Source organism: Nocardia sp. FDAARGOS_372 (assembly GCF_002554515.1).
GTDB lineage: Bacteria > Actinomycetota > Actinomycetes > Mycobacteriales > Mycobacteriaceae > Nocardia > Nocardia farcinica.
In genome coordinates this window covers 3,582,517-3,601,451 of the sequence record NZ_PDDW01000001.1, presented here as the reverse complement: position 1 = coordinate 3,601,451, position 18,935 = coordinate 3,582,517, and the positions used below count along the sequence as shown (strand labels likewise).

General features: G+C 71.2%; 17 protein-coding genes. 12 read left to right on the top strand and 5 right to left on the bottom strand.

The window, feature by feature from the left end; genetic code table 11:
- Window positions 1-83 precede the first annotated feature (83 nt).
- From CRM89_RS17190 to dapC, 3 genes are all read left to right on the top strand, one after another.
- Window positions 84-2,681, top strand: a complete 2,598-nt coding sequence (locus CRM89_RS17190; RefSeq protein WP_098085022.1) for a bifunctional FO biosynthesis protein CofGH — start codon at window positions 84-86, stop codon at window positions 2,679-2,681.
- A 125-nt stretch (window positions 2,682-2,806) separates the two neighbouring features.
- The gene (gene fdxA / locus CRM89_RS17185; protein WP_011211287.1) at window positions 2,807-3,127 is read left to right on the top strand and encodes a ferredoxin; all 321 of its coding nucleotides are present in this window, start codon (window positions 2,807-2,809) and stop codon (window positions 3,125-3,127) included.
- 8 nt (window positions 3,128-3,135) lie between these two features.
- Complete coding sequence (dapC, locus tag CRM89_RS17180) at window positions 3,136-4,245, top strand: succinyldiaminopimelate transaminase (RefSeq protein ID WP_098085019.1); 1,110 nt, start codon at window positions 3,136-3,138, stop codon at window positions 4,243-4,245.
- A 78-nt stretch (window positions 4,246-4,323) separates the two neighbouring features.
- Here dapC and CRM89_RS17175 read toward each other — a convergent pair whose 3' ends face one another.
- Window positions 4,324-4,716 (bottom strand): hypothetical protein, encoded by a 393-nt coding sequence (locus tag CRM89_RS17175; RefSeq protein ID WP_098085017.1) that lies wholly within the window; start codon window positions 4,714-4,716, stop codon window positions 4,324-4,326.
- 201 nt (window positions 4,717-4,917) lie between these two features.
- Here CRM89_RS17175 and pruA point away from each other — a divergent pair, with 201 nt between their 5' ends.
- Entirely contained in the window at window positions 4,918-6,552 is a 1,635-nt protein-coding gene (gene pruA / locus CRM89_RS17170) for an L-glutamate gamma-semialdehyde dehydrogenase (RefSeq protein ID WP_098085014.1), read from the top strand.
- On the opposite strand, the gene CRM89_RS17165 is transcribed toward pruA, so the two are convergent.
- A complete protein-coding gene (locus tag CRM89_RS17165) occupies window positions 6,553-7,422 on the bottom strand; it encodes an oxygenase MpaB family protein (RefSeq protein WP_060594506.1) in 870 nt (289 codons plus the stop codon).
- Window positions 7,423-7,642: 220 nt separating this feature from the next.
- Here CRM89_RS17165 and CRM89_RS17160 point away from each other — a divergent pair, with 220 nt between their 5' ends.
- Window positions 7,643-8,296, top strand: coding sequence for a TetR/AcrR family transcriptional regulator (locus CRM89_RS17160; RefSeq protein ID WP_011211282.1), 654 nt, complete (start codon window positions 7,643-7,645; stop codon window positions 8,294-8,296).
- Here the strand turns inward: CRM89_RS17160 and CRM89_RS17155 are convergent.
- Both CRM89_RS17155 and CRM89_RS17150 read right to left on the bottom strand, forming a co-directional pair.
- The gene (locus tag CRM89_RS17155; RefSeq protein ID WP_371391995.1) at window positions 8,283-8,990 is read right to left on the bottom strand and encodes a hypothetical protein; all 708 of its coding nucleotides are present in this window, start codon (window positions 8,988-8,990) and stop codon (window positions 8,283-8,285) included. The two genes, CRM89_RS17160 and CRM89_RS17155, sit on opposite strands and share 14 nt — an antisense overlap.
- An 83-nt stretch (window positions 8,991-9,073) precedes the next feature.
- Window positions 9,074-9,922 (bottom strand): oxygenase MpaB family protein, encoded by an 849-nt coding sequence (locus CRM89_RS17150; protein WP_172964536.1) that lies wholly within the window; start codon window positions 9,920-9,922, stop codon window positions 9,074-9,076.
- Between the two features lie 149 nt (window positions 9,923-10,071).
- On the opposite strand from CRM89_RS17150, the gene CRM89_RS17145 reads away from it, so the two are divergent.
- Window positions 10,072-11,511 (top strand): acyl-CoA synthetase, encoded by a 1,440-nt coding sequence (locus tag CRM89_RS17145; protein ID WP_172964535.1) that lies wholly within the window; start codon window positions 10,072-10,074, stop codon window positions 11,509-11,511.
- A gap of 18 nt (window positions 11,512-11,529) precedes the next feature.
- Here the strand turns inward: CRM89_RS17145 and dapD are convergent, their stop codons facing one another.
- A complete protein-coding gene (gene dapD / locus CRM89_RS17140) occupies window positions 11,530-12,477 on the bottom strand; it encodes a 2,3,4,5-tetrahydropyridine-2,6-dicarboxylate N-succinyltransferase (protein WP_011211278.1) in 948 nt (315 codons plus the stop codon).
- A gap of 66 nt (window positions 12,478-12,543) precedes the next feature.
- On the opposite strand from dapD, the gene dapE reads away from it, so the two are divergent.
- The 6 genes from dapE to CRM89_RS17110 all read left to right on the top strand — a co-directional run bounded on the left by dapE (window position 12,544) and on the right by CRM89_RS17110 (window position 18,787).
- Entirely contained in the window at window positions 12,544-13,644 is a 1,101-nt protein-coding gene (gene dapE / locus CRM89_RS17135) for a succinyl-diaminopimelate desuccinylase (RefSeq protein WP_098085005.1), read from the top strand.
- 169 nt (window positions 13,645-13,813) lie between these two features.
- On the top strand, window positions 13,814-14,551 hold the full coding sequence (locus CRM89_RS17130; protein WP_253805129.1) for a TIGR00730 family Rossman fold protein: 738 nt from the start codon (window positions 13,814-13,816) through the stop codon (window positions 14,549-14,551).
- A complete protein-coding gene (locus tag CRM89_RS17125) occupies window positions 14,548-15,120 on the top strand; it encodes a TIGR00730 family Rossman fold protein (RefSeq protein WP_082668859.1) in 573 nt (190 codons plus the stop codon). The genes CRM89_RS17130 and CRM89_RS17125 overlap by 4 nt, the downstream gene beginning before the upstream one ends.
- Window positions 15,121-15,231: 111 nt before the next feature.
- Window positions 15,232-16,941 (top strand): long-chain-acyl-CoA synthetase, encoded by a 1,710-nt coding sequence (locus tag CRM89_RS17120; RefSeq protein ID WP_228822027.1) that lies wholly within the window; start codon window positions 15,232-15,234, stop codon window positions 16,939-16,941.
- Window positions 16,942-16,967: 26 nt separating this feature from the next.
- A complete protein-coding gene (gene folP, locus CRM89_RS17115) occupies window positions 16,968-17,852 on the top strand; it encodes a dihydropteroate synthase (protein ID WP_098087026.1) in 885 nt (294 codons plus the stop codon).
- Window positions 17,849-18,787, top strand: coding sequence for a glucosyl-3-phosphoglycerate synthase (locus tag CRM89_RS17110; RefSeq protein WP_011211272.1), 939 nt, complete (start codon window positions 17,849-17,851; stop codon window positions 18,785-18,787). The genes folP and CRM89_RS17110 overlap by 4 nt, the downstream gene beginning before the upstream one ends.
- Window positions 18,788-18,935 lie beyond the last annotated feature (148 nt).

The window sequence follows — 18,935 nt, the reverse complement described above, 5'->3', positions numbered from 1 at the left end:
TGAGCGCCGCCCCCACCCCGGGGATCGGCACCGCTAGGCTCGGTCGGACGCACTGGAGGGAGACAGTCCAGGATGGTTAGCGCATGATCGAGGGCGTGACCGAGCTAGCGACCCCGAACGTCCCGCCCGCTCCGCCCTCCCCGTCGGCGATGCGCCGGGCGTTGCGCCGGGCCCGCGACGGGGTGAGCCTCAATCTCGACGAAGCCGTCGTGCTGCTGCACGCCCGCGGCGACGACCTGGCCGACCTGTGCCGCAGCGCCGCGCGGGTACGCGACGCCGGGCTCGAGTCGGCGGGCCGGCCCGGCACCATCACCTATTCGCGCAACGTCTTCATCCCGCTGACCCGGCTGTGCCGGGACCGCTGTCACTACTGCACCTTCGTCACGGTGCCGGGCAAGCTGCGGGCCGAGGGCAAGGGCATGTTCCTCGAGCCCGACGAGGTGCTCGACATCGCCCGCCGCGGCGCCGCCCTCGGCTGCAAGGAGGCGCTGTTCACCCTCGGCGACCGGCCCGAGGACCGCTGGCCGGAGGCCGCGCAGTGGCTCGACGAACGCGGCTACGACTCCACGCTGGACTACCTGCGCGCCGTCTCGATCCTGGTGCTCGAGGAAACCGGCCTGCTGCCCCACCTCAACCCCGGCGTGATGAGCTGGGCGGAGATCGCGCGGCTCAAGCCGGTCGCCCAGTCGATGGGCATGATGCTCGAGACCACCGCCACCCGGCTGTTCACCGAGAAGGGGCAGTGCCACCACGGCAGCCCCGACAAGGACCCGGCGGTGCGGCTGCGCGCCATCACCGACGCGGGCAGGCTCTCGGTGCCCTACACCACCGGCATCCTGGTCGGCATCGGCGAGACGCTCACCGAGCGGGCCGAGTCGATCATGGCGATCCGCAAGCAGCACAAGGCCTTCGGGCACATCCAGGAGGTGATCGTCCAGAACTTCCGCGCCAAGGACGACACCGCCATGCGCGATGCCCCCGACGCAGGCTTCGACGAGTTCCGGGCCACCATCGCCGTCACCCGCCTGCTGCTCGGGCCGGACGTGCCGGTGCAGGCGCCGCCGAACCTCGTCTCCCGGCAGGAGTGCCTGGCGCTGATCGAGGCGGGCATCGACGACTGGGGTGGGGTCTCCCCGGTGACGCCGGACCACGTGAACCCGGAGCGGCCGTGGCCGAACCTGGACACCCTGCGCGAGCTCACCGCGGCCAGCGGCTTCACCCTGGTCGAGCGCACCTCGGCGCACCCGAAGTACGTGCGGGCGGGCAATCCGTGGATCGACCCGCGCATCGGCGCCCACGTCGCCGCGCTCACCGACCCGGTGACCGGCCTGGCGAAGGCCGACGCGCTGCCGGTGGGTCTGCCCTGGCAGGAGCCGGACGAGTCGTGGGAGTCGGCGGGCCGCACCGACCTCAACACCGCCATCGACACCGAGGGCCGCAACACCGAGGCGCGCAGCGACGCCGCCCTCGGACAGGACGTGGTCGGCGCCTTCGGCGACTGGGACACCATCCGCGAGCAGGTCCGCGACCTGGCCGTGAACGCGCCCGAACGGCTGGACTCCGACGTGCTCGCCGCGCTGCGCGCCGCCGAACGCGACCCGGCGGGGCTCTCCGACGATCAATACCTGGCGCTGGCCACCGCCGACGGTGCCGAACTCGACGCGGTCGCCGCGTTGGCCGACCAGTTGCGCCGGGACACCGTCGGCGACGACGTGACCTATGTCGTCAACCGCAACATCAACTTCACCAACATCTGTTACACCGGTTGCCGGTTCTGCGCGTTCGCCCAGCGCAAGGGCGACGCCGACGCGTTCACGCTGTCCACCGAGGAGGTCGCCGACCGCGCCTGGGAGGCCTACGTCGACGGCGCCACCGAGGTCTGCATGCAGGGCGGCATCGACCCCGACCTGCCGGTGACCGGGTACGCGGATCTGGTGCGGGCGGTGAAGCGGCGGGTGCCCTCGATGCACGTGCACGCCTTCAGCCCGATGGAGATCGTCAACGGCGCCTCCCGCGGCGGCGAGAGCATCGCCGACTGGCTGACCGCGCTCAAGGAGGCGGGCCTGGACACCATCCCGGGCACCGCCGCCGAGATCCTCGACGACGAGGTGCGCTGGGTGCTCACCAAGGGCAAGCTGCCCAGCTCGGCCTGGATCGAGGTGATCACCACCGCGCACCGTGTCGGGCTGCGGTCCAGCTCGACGATGATGTACGGGCACGTGGACAATCCGAGCCACTGGGTCGGCCATCTGCGCGTGCTGCGCGGAATCCAGGACGAGACAGGCGGTTTCACCGAATTCGTGCTGCTGCCGTTCGTGCACCAGAGCGCGCCGCTGTATCTGGCGGGCGCGGCCCGGCCCGGCCCGACCATCCGCGACAACCGGGCCGCCCACGCGCTGGCGCGGATCATGCTGCACGGGCGCATCGACAACATCCAGACCAGCTGGGTCAAGCTGGGCATCGCGGGTACCCGGGTGATGTTGCAGGGTGGCGCCAACGATCTGGGCGGCACGCTGATGGAGGAGACCATCTCGCGCATGGCCGGGTCACAGCACGGTTCGGCGAAGACCGTGGCCGAGCTGGCCGAGATCGCCGAGGGCATCGGCAGGCCGGTGCGCGAACGCACCACCGTCTACGGCCGGGTGGACCGGCGGCCCGCGCCGATCGTGCCGGTCGGCTGAACCGAAGCGACCCACGTGAATCCGGGTGAGTTAGGGCAGGCTGACCCGGAGTAACGTGGGTGCTCGGGATAGGGTTTCGCGTGGCGGATCATCCCCGCAGGTGAGGACAGACTAGGAGAACGGCAGTGCCGTACATCATCGCTGAACCGTGCGTTGACGTGAAGGACAAGGCATGCATCGAGGAATGCCCCGTGGACTGCATCTACGAGGGTGGCCGCATGCTGTACATCCATCCCGACGAATGCGTGGACTGTGGTGCATGTGAGCCGGTGTGCCCGGTGGAGGCGATCTTCTACGAAGACGACACCCCGGACCAGTGGAGTGGCTACGTGAACGCCAACGTGGACTTCTTCGACGAGCTGGGTTCCCCGGGCGGCGCGACGAAGGTCGGCAAGGTCGACTACGACCCGCCGTTCATCAAGGAACTTCCCCCGATGGGGGAGTGAGACCACCGGTGGTATCGCGTGGCCGGGTCAGCAGTCTGCTACCCGATTTTCCGTGGGACACCATCGCCGCGGTGAAGGCGAAGGCGGCGGCCCACCCCGGCGGGATCGTCGATCTGTCGGTGGGCACGCCGGTCGACCCGGTCGCCCCGGTGATCCGCACGGCGCTCGACTCCGTCGCGGAGGTGCCGGGGTATCCGACCACCCACGGCACCCCCGAACTGCGCGCCGCCGCGGTGGACGCGCTCAAACGGCGCTACGGCGTGACCGGCGTGGACCCGGCGGCGGTGCTGCCCGTCATCGGCACCAAGGAGTTGATCGCCGGGCTGCCGCGGCTGCTCGGCGTCGGCCCGGCCGACCTGGTGGTCATCCCGGAGATCGCCTACCCGACCTACGAGGTGGGCGCGCTGCTGGCGGGCGCGCAGATCCTGCGCGCGGACGGACTGACCCGGCTCGGGCCGCAGTCGCCCGCACTGATCTACCTCAACTCCCCGTCGAACCCGACCGGGCGCGTGCTGGGTGTCGAGCATCTGCGCAAGGTGGTGGCCTTCGCCCGCGAGCGCGGCGCCGTCGTCGCCTCCGACGAGTGCTACCTCGGCCTGTCCTGGGACGCGCGCGCCCTGTCGATCCTGGATCCGCAGGTGTGCGACGGCGATCACACCGGCCTGCTCGCGATCCATTCGCTGTCGAAGACCTCCAACCTGGCCAGCTACCGTGCCGGGTTCGTCGCCGGTGATCCGGAACTGGTGGCCGAGCTGCTCGAGGTGCGCAAGCACTCCGGCATGATGGTGCCCTTCCCGATCCAGGCCGCGATGACCGCCGCGCTGGCCGACGACACCCACGAGGCTCAGCAGCGCGAGCGTTACCGGGTGCGCCGCGAGCAGCTGCGCGCCGCGCTGACCGGCGCCGGTTTCCGCATCGACCACTCCGAGGCGGGCCTGTACCTGTGGTCCACCCGCGGCGAGAACGCCCGCACCACGCTGGACTGGCTCGCCGAGCGCGGCATCCTCGCCGCCCCCGGCGACTTCTACGGCCCGGCCTCCGGCGAGCACGTGCGCATCGCCCTCACCGCCACCGACGAACGGATCGCCGCCGCGGTCGCCCGCCTGACCACGAACTGACGGCACGAGTGTCCGTGCCACGTGCCGCGTCGTGGTTGTCAGGTCCATGCCTGTGAGGGTGACAGTGCTCCGGTCGTCTCAGGGTGCGTCCAGCACGCTCGCCGGCACGCCGTAGGGCAGAAATCGCACCCGTCGGCGCTCGTCGGTGTTGTCGCGATGTGCGCGTAGGGCCTCGAGTTCGCTCGGGAAGACCTGGTCGACCCTGGCTTCGCCGCCGTCGTCGAGGCGGTAGATCACCCATACTCCGCTGCCGCTCTCACCGGTGATCTCACCCTCGGGTTCCGGTGGCCGCGCCGGCCGCGGTGGGACGAACTGTGCCAGCAGCGACGTGAGCCCGGCGACGCTCGCGTGATCCACCCGATCGAGATAGACGCCGGCTTTGCCGAGCAGGTCGCGCAGCTCGGTGCCCGCTTCGCGTAGTGCGCGTTCGAAGTCTTCCGGGTCGATGCCGAAAGGTCCGTTGGTTGGCATCGCATGTACTCCTGGGACTCGTCGAGTGCTGTTTCCCCAGTGTCCTCGGACAACGCCGACTCCGCCACATCGGCCGCGCCGGGGCCGGTCGCATCCGCCGACGCGGCCGCGCACGTTCGACGGGACGCGCGACCGCTGGTCGGCCGTTCCGAGCGGGCGCGTAATGCGGCGGTGCGGCCGGGGTTCGGGCTAGCCTTGGTTATGGACGCTGTCACAGTTGTCCCTACGCCCGCCAACGAGCCGGTGCATTCCTACGCTCCCGGGAGTCCGGAGCGGGAGCGGTTGCTGGCGCGGCTGTCGGAGATCTCCGCCGAAACCCTCGATGTGCCCCTGGTGGTGGGCGGCAAGCATCGGCCGGGGATCGGGGAGCGGCACGACATCCGCGCGCCGCACCGGCACGACCTGGTGCTGGGGACCTACACCGATACCACCCACTCCGAAGCCCAAGCCGCCATCGATGCGGCGCTCGCGGCGGCCCCGGACTGGCGGTCGCTGCCCTTCGACGACCGCGCGGCGGTGTTCCTGCGCGCGGCCGACCTGCTGGCCGGGCCGTGGCGGGAGACGCTGGCCGCGGCGACCATGCTCGGCCAGTCCAAATCGGTCGCGCAGGCCGAGATCGACGCGCCGTGCGAGCTGGTCGATTTCTGGCGGTTCAACGTCGCCTTCGCCCGCGAGATCCTGGCCAAGCAACCGCAGTCCTCGCCCGGGGTGTGGAACCGGATGGAGTACCGGCCGCTGGAAGGGTTCGTGTACGCGATCACGCCGTTCAACTTCACCGCCATCGCGGGCAACCTGCCGACCGCGCCCGCGCTGATGGGCAACACCGTGGTGTGGAAGCCCTCGCCCACCCAGACCCTGTCGGCCTACTACACGATGCGCCTGCTCGAGGCCGCAGGCCTGCCGCCGGGCGTGATCAACATGGTCACCGGCGACGGGGTGCAGCTCTCGGAGATCGCGCTGGCCGATCCACGGCTGGCCGGCATCCACTTCACCGGCTCCACCGCGACCTTCCAGTACCTGTGGCAGGAAGTGGGCGCGAACATCGGCCGCTACCACGGCTATCCGCGGCTGGTGGGAGAGACCGGCGGGAAGGACTTCGTTCTCGCGCACCCCTCGGCCGACCCGGCGGCGCTGAGCACGGCGCTGATCCGCGGCGCCTACGAGTACCAGGGCCAGAAGTGTTCGGCCGCCTCCCGCGCCTACATCGCCCGTTCGGTGTGGCGGGAGATGGGGGAGCAGTTCCTGGCCACCGTGGAGGAGTTGCGTTACGGCGATATCGCGGACCTGTCGAATTTCGGTGGGGCGCTGATCGATCGGCGGGCCTACGACAAGAACGTGGCCGCGATCGAGCGGGCCAGGTCGGCGGGGGTGACCGTCGCCGTCGGCGGCACCTACGACGACACCGACGGCTGGTTCGTGCGGCCCACGGTGCTCGTCTGCGACGACCCGGCCGACGAATCGTTCCGCACCGAGTACTTCGGCCCGATCCTGTCGGTGCACGTCTACGACGACGGCGAGCCCGGCGCCTATTCCGCGATCCTCGCCGAGGTGGAGTCGGCCGCGCCCTACGCGCTCACCGGCGCGGTGTTCGCCCAGGACCGCAAGGCCGTCGAACAGGCGTGCACCGCACTGCGTTTCGCGGCGGGCAATTTCTACATCAACGACAAGCCCACCGGCGCGGTGGTCGGCCAGCAGCCCTTCGGCGGCGCCCGGGCCTCGGGCACCGACGACAAGGCGGGCTCACCGCTGAACCTGCTGCGCTGGGTGGCGCCGCGCACCGTCAAGGAGACGTTCGCACCGCCCACCGACCACCGCTACCCGCACATGCGGACCTAGTCAGACCAGCGGTTTGCCCGCCCGCAGGCGCCTGCGCAGGTCCCACAGGTAGAAGTTCATCGGGAACAGGCGCAGCGCCCGCGGCAGCCGCCGGTGCACCGCGCCGATCACGAGCAGCAGCAGTCGCAGCGCGTGCTCGCGCATCGGCGACCAGGTCATGCCCATCTCGTCGCGCAGATGTTGCGGCAGCAGGCCGGTGACGACGAACCGGTGGAACGGCGCGTTGAGACGCAGCGGCAGCGGCAGCATCCTCAAGTCGATGAGGCCGTCGAAGTAGGCGCGGGTGCGCGCGTCGATGGACTTGGTCGCGAGCTCGGCCGTCCAGTACTCCTGGAACGCCTGCCGGTCGGCGGGCCACATCTCCGGGCGCATCTGCAGGGTGGTGCCCAGTCGGGCGGAGTAGGCGTAGAGGGCGTCGGCCGTGGCGTCGTCGAGCGGGCCGTGCAGGCGCTCCTCGGTGTCGAGGATGCCGTAGAACAGGCAGGCCGCCACCCACAACTGCAGCTTCGGGTCGAAGGCGTTGTACTTGACCGGGCTCTCGGAGGTGGAGCGGACGCTGCGGTGCGAGGTGTTGACGGCCTCGCGGTAGGCCTCGCGCTCGGCGTCGGTGCCCATCATGGCGACGGCGAGGTAAGTGAGGGTGGTGCGCAGCCGCTTGAACGGGTGCAGCGTCACCTTGCCGGAGTCGACCGTGCTCTCCAGCACGCCGTAGGCGACCGGGGGGTGGCTGAGCTGCATGATCACATTGGCGGTACCGCCGAGGAAGGCGGCGATGCCGCTCCAGAACTCTTCCATGTGGAAGTCCTCGCCGGTACCGTAGCGGCTGCTCGGCGTCGGTTCGGGCGTCGTTGCACGAAGGGGCGCGCTCATCGTCGTCCTCGTCTTTCCGTCTGTGAGAGGATGAGAAGATTCTCACCTCAGACTCTCACTGCAACGGTCCCCTGTCAAAGGAGATGATGGCGGCGGAATGAGAGGAATGTCGGTGAACCTTCTCATCGGCCGTCGCCGCTGTCAACGGCCGGGCGGACGCTGACGGTATGCGATGCTGGCAGTGTCATCGTTTCGCGCAGGCGGATGAGGTGAGGAAGACATGGCGAGGTTGACCAAACTGCTCCCGCTGGTCCGCAACAGCGGCCCCGAGGACACCAATCAGAGCCGCGTCCTGGACGCGGCCCTGCTGGCGTTCCTCGACTTCGGCATCAAGCGGACCAGCATGGTGGAGGTCGCGCGCCGCTGCGGGCTCTCCCTCGCCACCCTCTACCGGCGCTTCGCCAGCAAGAACGATCTCATCGAGGCCGTCGCGCTACGCCAGACCCGCGACTTCATCACCGGGGTCGACGAGGTGCTGGCCCGCCAGGTCGACCGGGACGCGGGTGCCGAGGACCAGATCGTGGAGCTGTTCGTCGCCTTCCTCAAGGGGCTGCGCGAGAACCAGCTGGTGCATCGTCTGCTGGCCACCGAGCCCGAACTGGTGCTGCCCTTCCTCACCGTGCGCGGCGCCCCGATCATCGAGCTCGGCCGCGACTACCTCTCGGAGTTCATCCGCCGGCTCCAGGACGAGGGCAAACTGCCCGCCTACGATCCCGAACCGCTGGCCGAGATGATCGCCCGCACCGCGGTCTCGATGGCGCTCACCCCGCAGACGGTCATCCCGCTCGGCGACGACGAACAGGCGCGCCGGTTCGCCCGCGACCACGTCGTGGTGTCGTTCCGGGTGCCGCAGGCCGAGGTCAAGGCCCCGTGAGCAGCGTCGGCAGCTCGACCAGCGCGCCGAGGACGTCGGCGGTCTGCTCGTCCGGGCTGCCGTAGGTGTGGGCGGCGACGGTGAATCCGGGGCCGAAGGAGGCCGAAGCTACCTCGGGCACACCGAAATCCGACCAGCCCCACTTGGTGCCGAGCACGCCGGGGATCTGCGCGGTGCCCCAGTCCTGCGGGGTGCCGTCGGCGGCCGTCGGCGCGGCGGTGGCCATCCAGCCCAGGATCGGGGAGGCCGGGTCGGTCCGGGTCTTGGCGGCCAGGAAGGTCGCGACGTCGGCGGTGCTGGTGCTGGATGTCGTCCAGTCCGCGCCCGCGGTCTCGGTGAGGCCGTATTCGGCCGCGATCGCCTCGATCGCACCCGGGTACTTCGCGGCCAGCGTGCTCGCGGCGCCGTCGTCGGAGTAGCGGATCATCCGCTCGCCGAGTTCCAGATCCTGCGCCGACCCGTCCCCGTGCCGCAGCGCGTAGTCGACCAGGTAGAGCTTGGCCAGCGAGAGCGCCCCGCGCCGCTCGTGCTCGTTGCCGGTGCCCCAGGTCATCCCGATGTCGGTGCGCACCGAGATCGCGGTCCGCGGCGGCACCTGCTCGGTGTCCTCGGCCGGCTCGGCCGCGGCGAACCCCGCCGTGACCGTCAGCCACGTCCCCGCGACGAGCGCGGCCACCATCGTCCGGTTCCGCACGGCGCACCTCCGGCTGGCTCGCTGATGCACCGGTAATCACCGGGTACGCCGGTTTCAAACCTCCCGGGTGCGGCCGGATCCATTCACACCAGGGGCAAGCCCAGGCGGCGGCGCAGCCGCATGTCCCAGAGGAACGCGTTGACGGGGAAGGTCTTCACGGGGCGGGGCAGCCGGTCCTCGACCGCGCCGACGGTGGTCAGCAGGCGGGCGAGGCGGCGGTCGTCGCGGGGACTCCAGCGCATGCCCATCTGCTCGCGCAGGCGTTCGGGGAGCAGTCCGGCGACCATCCAGCGGTGGAACGGGGCGACGGCGAGTCGCACCGGGCGCGGGAACATCTTCAGGTTCACCAGGTCCCAGAAGTACTCCCGCACGGGCGGGTCGATGCGGGTGGTGGCCAGGTGCTCGCGCCAGTAGGTGTCGAAGGCGGCGCGGTCGGGCGGCCACTGGGCGGGGTGCATCTGCAGGGTGGTGCCGAGCCGTTCGGCGGCGCGGTAGAAGCTGTCGGCGGTGCCGGGGTCCATCGGGCCGTGCATCCGCTCGTACAGGTCGCGCGCGCCCCAGTACAGGCAGGCCGCGACCCAGAGTTGCAGTTCGCGGTCGAAGGCGTTGTAGCGGACGGGGCTGTCCGGGCCCGAGCGGACGGCGCGGTGCGCGGTGTCGACCGCGGCCCGGTAGGCGGCGCGCTCGTCGTCGCTGCCGAGCATGGCCACGGCGAGGTAGGTGAGCGTGGTGCGGGTGCGTTTGATCGGGTGCAGCATGATCTTGCCGCTGTCCACGGTGCTCTCGAGCACGCCGTAGCCGACGGGCGGCAGGCTCAACTGCATGATGACGTTGGCGGCCGCGCCGAAGAAGGCGGCCGAGCCGTCGAGGTGGTCGCGGATGTAGTAGGCGGGCGGCTCGTGCCGGGCTGGCGTGCGCAACGGGCTGGTCATCACGGCCCCGTTCTCGTCGTTGAGAGGGATATGCTTCGACGCTCTCACCGTGTCGCAGGCGTGTCAACAGTCGCCAGCGGGCCTCGTCCGATTCGTGACGCGACGGGGGAGACGGCGGCCGCCGCGGCCCCGCGCAGTAGGTTGACCCCATGGCGTTCGGTGCACCCCTGCTGCTCAGTTCCCTGAATCCCGCCGCGGTCGCCGCGGGCGCCGACATCCCCGACGCCGTCACCATCGACGGCGTGACCCTCTCGCGCAGCGATCTGCTCGGTGCGGCCACCTCGGTGGCCGAACGAGTGGCGCGCGCGGAGCGGGTGGCGGTGCTGGCCCGCCCGACGGTGCGCACCGTGCTCGCGGTGGTCGGCAGCCTGCTCGCCGGTGTCACGGTGGTGCCGGTGCCGCCCGATTCCGGCGCGGCCGAACTCGCCCACATCCTGGCCGATTCCGGCGCACAGGCATGGCTCGGCGACGCACCGGACGACACCGATCTGCCGGTGATCCCGGTCCGGGTGCACGCCCGCTCCTGGCACACCTATCCCGAACCCGACCCTGCCGCACCGGCTTTCGTGCTCTACACCTCCGGCACCACCGGCCCGCCCAAGGGCGTGGTGCTCAGCCGTCGCGCCATCGCCGCGGGCCTGGACGCGCTGGCCGAGGCGTGGGAGTGGACCGCGAACGACACCCTCGTGCACGGGCTTCCGCTGTTCCACGTGCACGGGCTGGTGCTCGGGGTGCTCGGCCCCCTGCGGGTGGGCAGCCCGCTGGTGCACACCGGCAAGCCGACCCCGCGGGCCTACGCCGAGGCGAAGGGCACGCTGTACTTCGGGGTGCCGACGGTGTGGTCGCGCATCGTGGAGGATCCGGAATCGGCCCGCGCGCTGCGGGATGCGCGCCTGCTGGTCTCGGGGTCGGCGCCGCTGCCGGTGCCGGTGTTCGAGCGGCTGCGCGAACTCACCGGCCACGCGCCGGTCGAGCGCTACGGCATGAGCGAGACCATGATCACCCTGTCCACCCGGGCCGACGGTGAACGCAGGCCCGGCTGGGTGGGCGTGCCGGTGCGCGGCGTGCAGACCCGCTTGCGGGACGAGTCCGGCGCGCCGGTGCCGCACGACGGCGAGAGCATCGGCGGCCTGCAGGTGCGCGGCCCGATGCTCTTCGACGGCTACCTGGGCCGCCCCGACGCCACCGCCGCGAGCTGGACCGAGGACGGGTGGTTCAGCACCGGCGACGTCGCCGCCATCGACCCGGACGGATTCCACCGCATCGTCGGCCGCGAGTCCGTCGACCTCATCAAGTCCGGCGGCTACCGCATCGGCGCGGGCGAGGTGGAGACCGCCCTGCTCGGCCACCCCGCGGTGGCGGAGGCGGCCGTGGTCGGCCTCGCCGACGACGACCTGGGCCAGCGGGTGGTCGCCTTCGTCGTCGCGCGGGCCGGGCACGACCAGGACGACCTGCCGACGGCGCTGATCGGCCATGTGGCCGACCAGCTCTCGGTGCACAAACGCCCCCGCGAGGTGCGGGTGGTCGACTCGCTGCCGCGCAACGCGATGGGCAAGGTCCAGAAGAAGGCCCTGACCGCCGGTGGCTGAGCACCGGCGGGCACGGACTCAGTTGTGGGCGTGCAGGTCCTCGTTGAGTTCGATGCCGGTGCCCTTGCGGTGCACCACCTCGACCGCGCCCGTGGTGGAGTTGCGGCGGAACAGCAGGTTGTCGCGGCCGCTGAGGTCGGCGGCCTTGACGACCTGCCCGTCGGCGGTGGTCACCTTGGTGCCCGCGGTCAGGTAGAGGCCCGCCTCGACGACGCAGTCGTTGCCCAGCGGGATGCCGAGGCCGGAGTTGGCGCCGAGCAGGGACCGCTCGCCGATCGAGATGACGGTGGTGCCGCCGCCGGAGAGCGTGCCCATGGTGGAGGCGCCGCCGCCGATGTCGGAACCGTCGCCCACCACGACACCGGCCGAGATGCGGCCCTCGACCATCGAGGCGCCCAGCGTGCCCGCGTTGAAGTTGACGAAGCCCTCGTGCATGACCGTGGTGCCCGCGGCGAGGTGGGCGCCGAGCCGGACCCGGTCGGCGTCGCCGATGCGCACGCCCGCGGGCACGACGTAGTCGACCATGCGGGGGAACTTGTCCACGCTGTAGACGGTCACCGGGCCGCGGGCGCGCAGCTTCAGCCGGGTCTGTTCGAAGCCGTCCACGGCGGCCGGGCCGTGGTTGGTCCACACCACGTTGGCGAGCAGGCCGAACTGGCCCTCCAGGCTCACCTCGTGCGGCTTGACCAGGCGGTGCGAGAGCAGGTGCAGGCGCAGGTAGACGTCGTGCGCGTCGACCGGCGCGGCGCTCAGGTCGGCGATGGTGGTGCGCACCGCGACGACCTCGACGCCGCGGGCCTCGTCCACACCGAGCAGCGCGGCGTAGCCCTCGGGCGCCTCGGTGAGGCGCTCGGTGCCGGTCTCGGTGAACGTGCCGAGTTCCGGGCTCGGGTACCAGGTGTCCAGGACGGTGCCGTCCGTGGTCACGTTGGCGATGCCGACTGCTGTTGCTCCCTGAGTGCTCACGTCGTCAGAGGTTACCCACCCGCCCGGCGCCCGTGGTGGGCTACCTCGCGGTCGTAGGCTGGCCCGGTGACCATCGACCTGTCCGCCGATCCCATCGCCCTCACCGCCGCCCTCGTCGACATCCCCAGCGTCTCACTGGACGAGCGCGCCATCGCGGATGTCGTGGAACGGGCACTGCGGGAGCAGACCACCGGGTTCGAGGTGCTGCGGCACGGCAACGTCGTGCTCGCCCGCACCCAGCGCGGCCTGCCGACCCGGGTGATCCTGGCCGGGCACCTGGACACCGTGCCGATCGCCGACAACGTGCCGAGCCGCTTCGGCACCGGCCCCGACGGTGAGCAGCTGCTGCACGGCTGCGGCACCGTCGACATGAAGTCCGGCGACGCGGTGTTCCTGCACCTGGCCGCGACGGTGACCGACCCCGTGCACGACCTCACCTTGATCTTCTACGACGGCGAGGAGATCGCCGCCGAGTACAACGGCCTCGGCCACATCGAACGCGACCTGCCCGAATGGCTCGACGGTGACCTGGCCGTGCTCGGCGAACCCTCCGGCGGCTGGATCGAGGCGGGCTGCCAGGGCACGCTGCGGGCGCGGCTGCGCACCGCGGGCGTGCGGGCGCATTCGGCACGGGCCTGGATGGGCGACAACGCGATCCACCGGCTGGCGCCGGTGCTGGCGCGGCTGGCCGACTACCGGGCCAGGCAGGTCGACATCGACGGCTGCGTGTACCGCGAAGGACTGTCCGCGGTGGCGGTGCGCGGCGGGGTGGCCGGCAACGTGATCCCCGATGTCGCCGAGGTGGACGTCAACTTCCGCTTCGCCCCCGACCGTGACCTGGACCAGGCGATCGCCCACGTGCGCGAGGTGTTCGCCGGGCTGGAGGTGGAGTTCGAGGTGACCGACGCCGCACCGGGCGCGCTGCCCGGCCTCACCGCGCCCGCGGCGAAGGCGCTCATCGAGTCGGTGAACGCGCACGGCGGCGGCGGGGTGCGGGCCAAGTACGGCTGGACCGACGTGTCGCGTTTCGCCGCCCGCGGCATCCCCGCGGTGAACTTCGGTCCCGGCGACCCGAACCTGGCGCACAAGCGCGACGAGCATGTGCCGACCGCGCAGATCACCGCGGTCACCGCGATGCTGCGCGCCTACCTCACCGGCGCGGTCTGAGCGTCACCGAGCATCCGTTCGGCGTTCACCGCCGCGGCCGAGTGCGGTGGCACCGGACCGGTAGCGTGAAAGCATGTCGATCGATGTCCCCGAGAACGAGGTAGGCGCCGAACCGCGCAACCGGGCAGCCGCCAAACCGAAGCCGACCGCCAAGTTCCGTGGCCCGATCATGTTCCGCCGGGACCGCAAGCCCGGCGTGCGTACCGCCGACCGCAACCTGCTCGACACCAGGGCCGACGGCGACTGGGTGCACACCGACCCCTGGCGGGTGCTGCGCATCCAGGCCGAGTTCGTGGAGGGCTTCGGCGCGCTGGCCGAACTGCCGCACGCGGTGACCGTCTTCGGGTCGGCGCGCACCCCGGTCGACCACCCCGAGTACGAGGCCGGTTACGCCATCGGCGCGGCGCTGGCGCGGGCCGGCTTCGCGGTGATCACCGGCGGCGGCCCGGGTGCGATGGAGGCCGCCAACCGCGGCGCCAGCGAGGCCGGCGGCTACTCGATCGGCCTCGGCATCGAACTGCCCTTCGAGCAGAGCCTCAACGACTGGGTGGACCTGGGCATCAACTTCCGCTACTTCTTCGTCCGCAAGACGATGTTCGTGAAGTACTCCGAGGCGTTCGTCTGCCTGCCGGGCGGCTTCGGCACACTCGACGAACTGTTCGAGGCGCTCACCCTGGTGCAGACCGGCAAGATCACCCGATTCCCGATCATCCTGTTCGGCAGCTCCTACTGGGCGGGCCTGGTGGATTGGATGCGCGGCTCCCTGGAGGGTTTCGGCAAGATCTCGCCCGGCGACATCGATCTGCTGCACGTGACCGACCACGTCGACGAGGTGGTCGACATCATCGTGCGCGCCGCCGAGCAGCGCGCCGAGCTGGACACCTACGGAACGGAGGATCAGTGGTGACTCGCGCACCGTTCGCGGTCTGCGTCTACTGCTCGGCCAGCACCACCGACACCGAACAGCTCGCGCTGGCGACCCGCGTCGGCGCCGAGATCGCCCGTCGCGGCTGGCAACTCGTCTCCGGCGGCGGCAACGTCTCGATGATGGGCGCGGTCGCCACCGCGGCCCGCGCGGGCGGCGCCAACACCGTCGGCGTGATCCCGAAACACCTGGTGCACAAGGAAGTCGCCGACGTCGACGCCGACGAGCTGATCGTCACCGACACCATGCGCCAGCGCAAACAGATCATGGAGGACCGTGCCGACGCCTTCCTCACCCTGCCGGGCGGGATCGGCACCCTCGAGGAGTTCTTCGAGACCTGGACCGGTGGCTACCTCGGCCAGCACGACAAGCCGGTCGTCGTGCTCAACCACGACGGCTTCTACACCGGCCTGTTCCGCTGGCTCGACGAACTCGCCGAGCGCATGCTGGTCGCCCCGGCGGCGCGCAAGCGGATCACCGTCGCCGACGACCTCGACAGCGCCTTCGCCGCACTGTGCCGGGCCGAACGGGGGAGTGCCGCGGCGTCCTGAGGGAATCCGGATGAGCAGCAGACAACGGCACACCCCGAGGAGACCACAGACGTGACCACCCAGACCCGCACCACGGTCGGCCTGCTCGATCTCGCCCGTGCCCTGCCCGGCATGGCCCTCGACGCCCCGGTCATGGCGCGCAACGCCCTCGGCATGCTCACCGGGCCCGGCGCCAAGGCATCGGTCGGGCTGTTCTTCCAGCGCACCGCGCACCGGCACCCGCACCGCGTCTTCCTGCGCTTCGAGGGCGCCGCCTACACCTACCGGGAGGCCAATGCCGAGGTGAACCGGTACGCGGCGGTGCTGTCCGGGCGCGGGGTCGGCCGCGGCGACGTGGTCGGGGTACTGATGACCAACCGGCCCGAGACGCTGTTCGTGGTGCTGGCGACGGTGAAGCTCGGCGCCACCGTCGGCCTGCTCAACCACAACCAGCGCGAGAAGGTGCTCGCGCACAGCTTCGGCCTGCTCGACAGCGTGCTGAACGTGGTCGGCGCCGAATGCCGGGAGGCGCTCGAGTCGCTGCCCGAGCCGCTGCCGAACGTCCTGGCCGCCGAGGAACTGCACGAGGCCGCCCGCGGCGCCGAGGCGAGCGATCCGGCGGTCTGCGCCGAGATCACCGCGCGCGAACGGGCTTTCCTCATCTTCACCTCGGGCACCACCGGCCTGCCCAAGGCCAGCGTGATGACCCATCACCGCTGGGCCAAGAGCATGCACGGCCTCGGCGGTCTCGGAATCCGCTTGCGCGGCGACGACGTCATGTACTGCTGCCTGCCGCTGTACCACAACAACGCCCTCACCGTCGCCCTCTCCGCGGTGCTTGCCGCCGGCGCGACCTACGCACTGGGCAGGCGGTTCTCGGCGTCCGCGTTCTGGGACGAGGTGATCCGCGAACGCGCCACGGCGTTCATCTACATCGGGGAACTGTGCCGGTACCTGCTGAACCAGCCGCCGCGGCCGACCGACCGGCAGCACCGGGTGCGGCTGGCCGTCGGCAACGGGCTGCGCCCGCAGCTGTGGGACGAGTTCACCACCCGCTTCGGCATCGACCGGGTGGTCGAGTTCTACAGCGCCAGTGAGGCGCCCATCGCCTTCGTCAACGCGTTCGGGGTGAGCCACACCGCCGGGTTCGGGCCGCTGCCCTACGCGATCGTGGAGTACGACGAGGAGACCGGCGCCCCGCGCCGCGGCCCCGACGGCAGGTTGCGCCGGGTGCGCTCCGGCGGCGTCGGCCTGCTGCTGGCCAAGGTCACCGGCAGGCAGCCCTTCGACGGCTACACCGACCGCGAGGCCACCGAGGCCAAACTGGTCCGGGATGCCTTCCGCCCCGGCGACGTCTGGTTCGACACCGGTGACCTGGTGCGCGATCAGGGCTGGTGGCACATCGCCTTCGTCGACCGGCTCGGCGACACCTTCCGCTGGAAGGGCGAGAACGTCGCCACCACCGAGGTGGAGAACGCACTGGCCCACCACGATTCGATCGCCGAGGCCGTGGTGTTCGGTGTCGACGTGCCCGGCACCGACGGCAAGGCCGGCATGGCGGCGGTGACCCTGCACCCGGACGCCGAGTTCGACGGCCGCGGGCTCGCCCGGGTCGCCTACGAGCAGTTGCCCTCCTACGCGGTGCCGCTGTTCGTGCGGGTCGTGCCCGAGCTGGAGCAGACCTCGACCTTCAAGAGCCGCAAGGTGGAACTGCGCAAGCAGGGCTACCAGCCGGACGAGCACAGCGAGCTGTACGTGCTGGCCGGACGGACCGACGGCTACGTGCCCGCCTACGACGACTACCCCGCCGAGGTGGCGGCCGGGCGCGCGCCGAAGAACTGATCGGGGCCCTCGGTACAGTCGTGGTCATGTTCAGCCCGCCCGCAGCGCCGCTGCCCACCCTGTGCGGCAAGCCGGTCGCGACGGACCGGGCGCTGGTGATGGCCATCGTCAACCGCACCCCGGACTCGTTCTACGACCGCGGCGCCACCTTCACCGACGAGGCCGCGATGGCCGCCGTCGACCGCGCGGTCGCCGAGGGCGCCGACCTGGTGGACATCGGCGGGGTGAAGGCGGGCCCGGGCAGCGAGGTCGACGCCGCCGAGGAGACGCGGCGGGTGGTGCCGTTCGTGGCCGCCATCCGCGCCGCCTATCCCGACCTGCTGATCAGCGTCGACACCTGGCGTTCGGAGGTCGCGCGGGCCGCCGTGGCCGAGGGCGCCGACCTGATCAACGACACCTGGGCCGGCGCCGACCCGGAACTGGTGCGGGTGGCCGCCGAACACGGTGCAGGCATCGTGTGCAGCCACACCGGCGGCGCCGTTCCGCGCACCCGCCCGCACCGCGTCCGCTACGCCGACGTGGTGGCCGAGGTCACCGAGACCGTCGTGGCCGCCGCCGAGCGGGCGGCCGCGGCGGGCGTGCGCACGGACTCGATCCTCATCGATCCGACCCACGATTTCGGCAAGAACACCTATCACGGGCTCGAACTGTTGCGGGGATTGGACGTTCTTGTAAACAGCGGGTGGCCGGTCCTGATGGCGCTGAGCAACAAGGACTTCATCGGGGAGACTCTAGGTGTCGGTCTTTCCGAACGACTGGAGGGCACATTGGCAGCAACGGCGTGGTCCGCCGCCGCGGGCGCCCGGGTCTTCCGCGTTCACGAGGTCGCGCACACGCGGCGGGTGGTGGACATGATCGCCGCGATCCAGGGCATCCGGCCCCCCGCACGAACCCTGCGAGGTCTGGTATGAAAATCCAACACCGCGAGTCCGCCTGGGCGAGCACGAATACCTGGGACAACCCCGAATGGGCGGTCGAGGAGCTGATCGCCGCCAAGAACGGGCGCACCGTGTCGGTGGTGCTGCCCGCCCTGAACGAGGAGCGCACCGTCGCCGACGTCGTCGCCAGCATCCGCCCGCTGGTGGGCACACTGGTCGACGAACTGGTGGTGCTCGACTCCGGTTCCACCGACGCCACCGCCGAACGGGCGCGCGCGGCCGGCGCCGAGGTCGTCACCCGGGAGCAGGCGGTCCCCGAACTCGACCCGGTGCCGGGCAAGGGCGAGGTGCTGTGGCGTTCGCTGGCCGTCACCAGCGGCGACCTGATCGCCTTCGTCGACTCCGATCTCATCGACCCCGACCCGGCCTTCGTGCCCAAGCTGCTCGGCCCGCTGCTGCTGGTCGAGGACATGCACCTGGTCAAGGCCTACTACCGGCGCCCGCTGCGGCAGGGCTCGGCGGTGGAGGCGCACGGCGGCGGCCGGGTCACCGAACTGGTCGCGCGGCCGCTGCTGGCCGCCCTGCGGCCGGAACTGTGCGCGGTGCTGCAACCGCTCGGCGGCGAATACGCGGGCACCAGGGAACTGCTTACCTCCGTGCCGTTCGCTCCCGGCTACGGCGTGGAGATCGGGCTGCTGCTCGACACCTACGACCGGCTCGGCCTGTCGGCCATCGGCCAGGTCAACCTGGGTGTGCGAACCCACCGCAACCGGCCGCTGTCCGACCTCGGGGTGATGAGCAGGCAGATCCTGGGCACCGTGCTCGGCCGCAGCGGCGTCGTCGACTCCGGCGCGGCGCTCACCCAGTTCCCGCTGGTGGACGACACCTTCACCGCCCGCAGCACCGAGGTCTCCCTGACCGACCGCCCCCCGATGAACACCCTCCGCCCCACCCGCGCCGCCGCCTGAGCGGGTCAGCGCCCGGAGGGGGAGCGGAGTGTGGCCGCGTAGGGCGTCTCGCTCGGGCGGAATCGGGTACAGCCTGAGCGGGTCAGCGCCCGGAGTGGGAGCGGAGTGTGGCCGCGTAGGGCGTCCCGCTCGGGCGGAATTGGACACA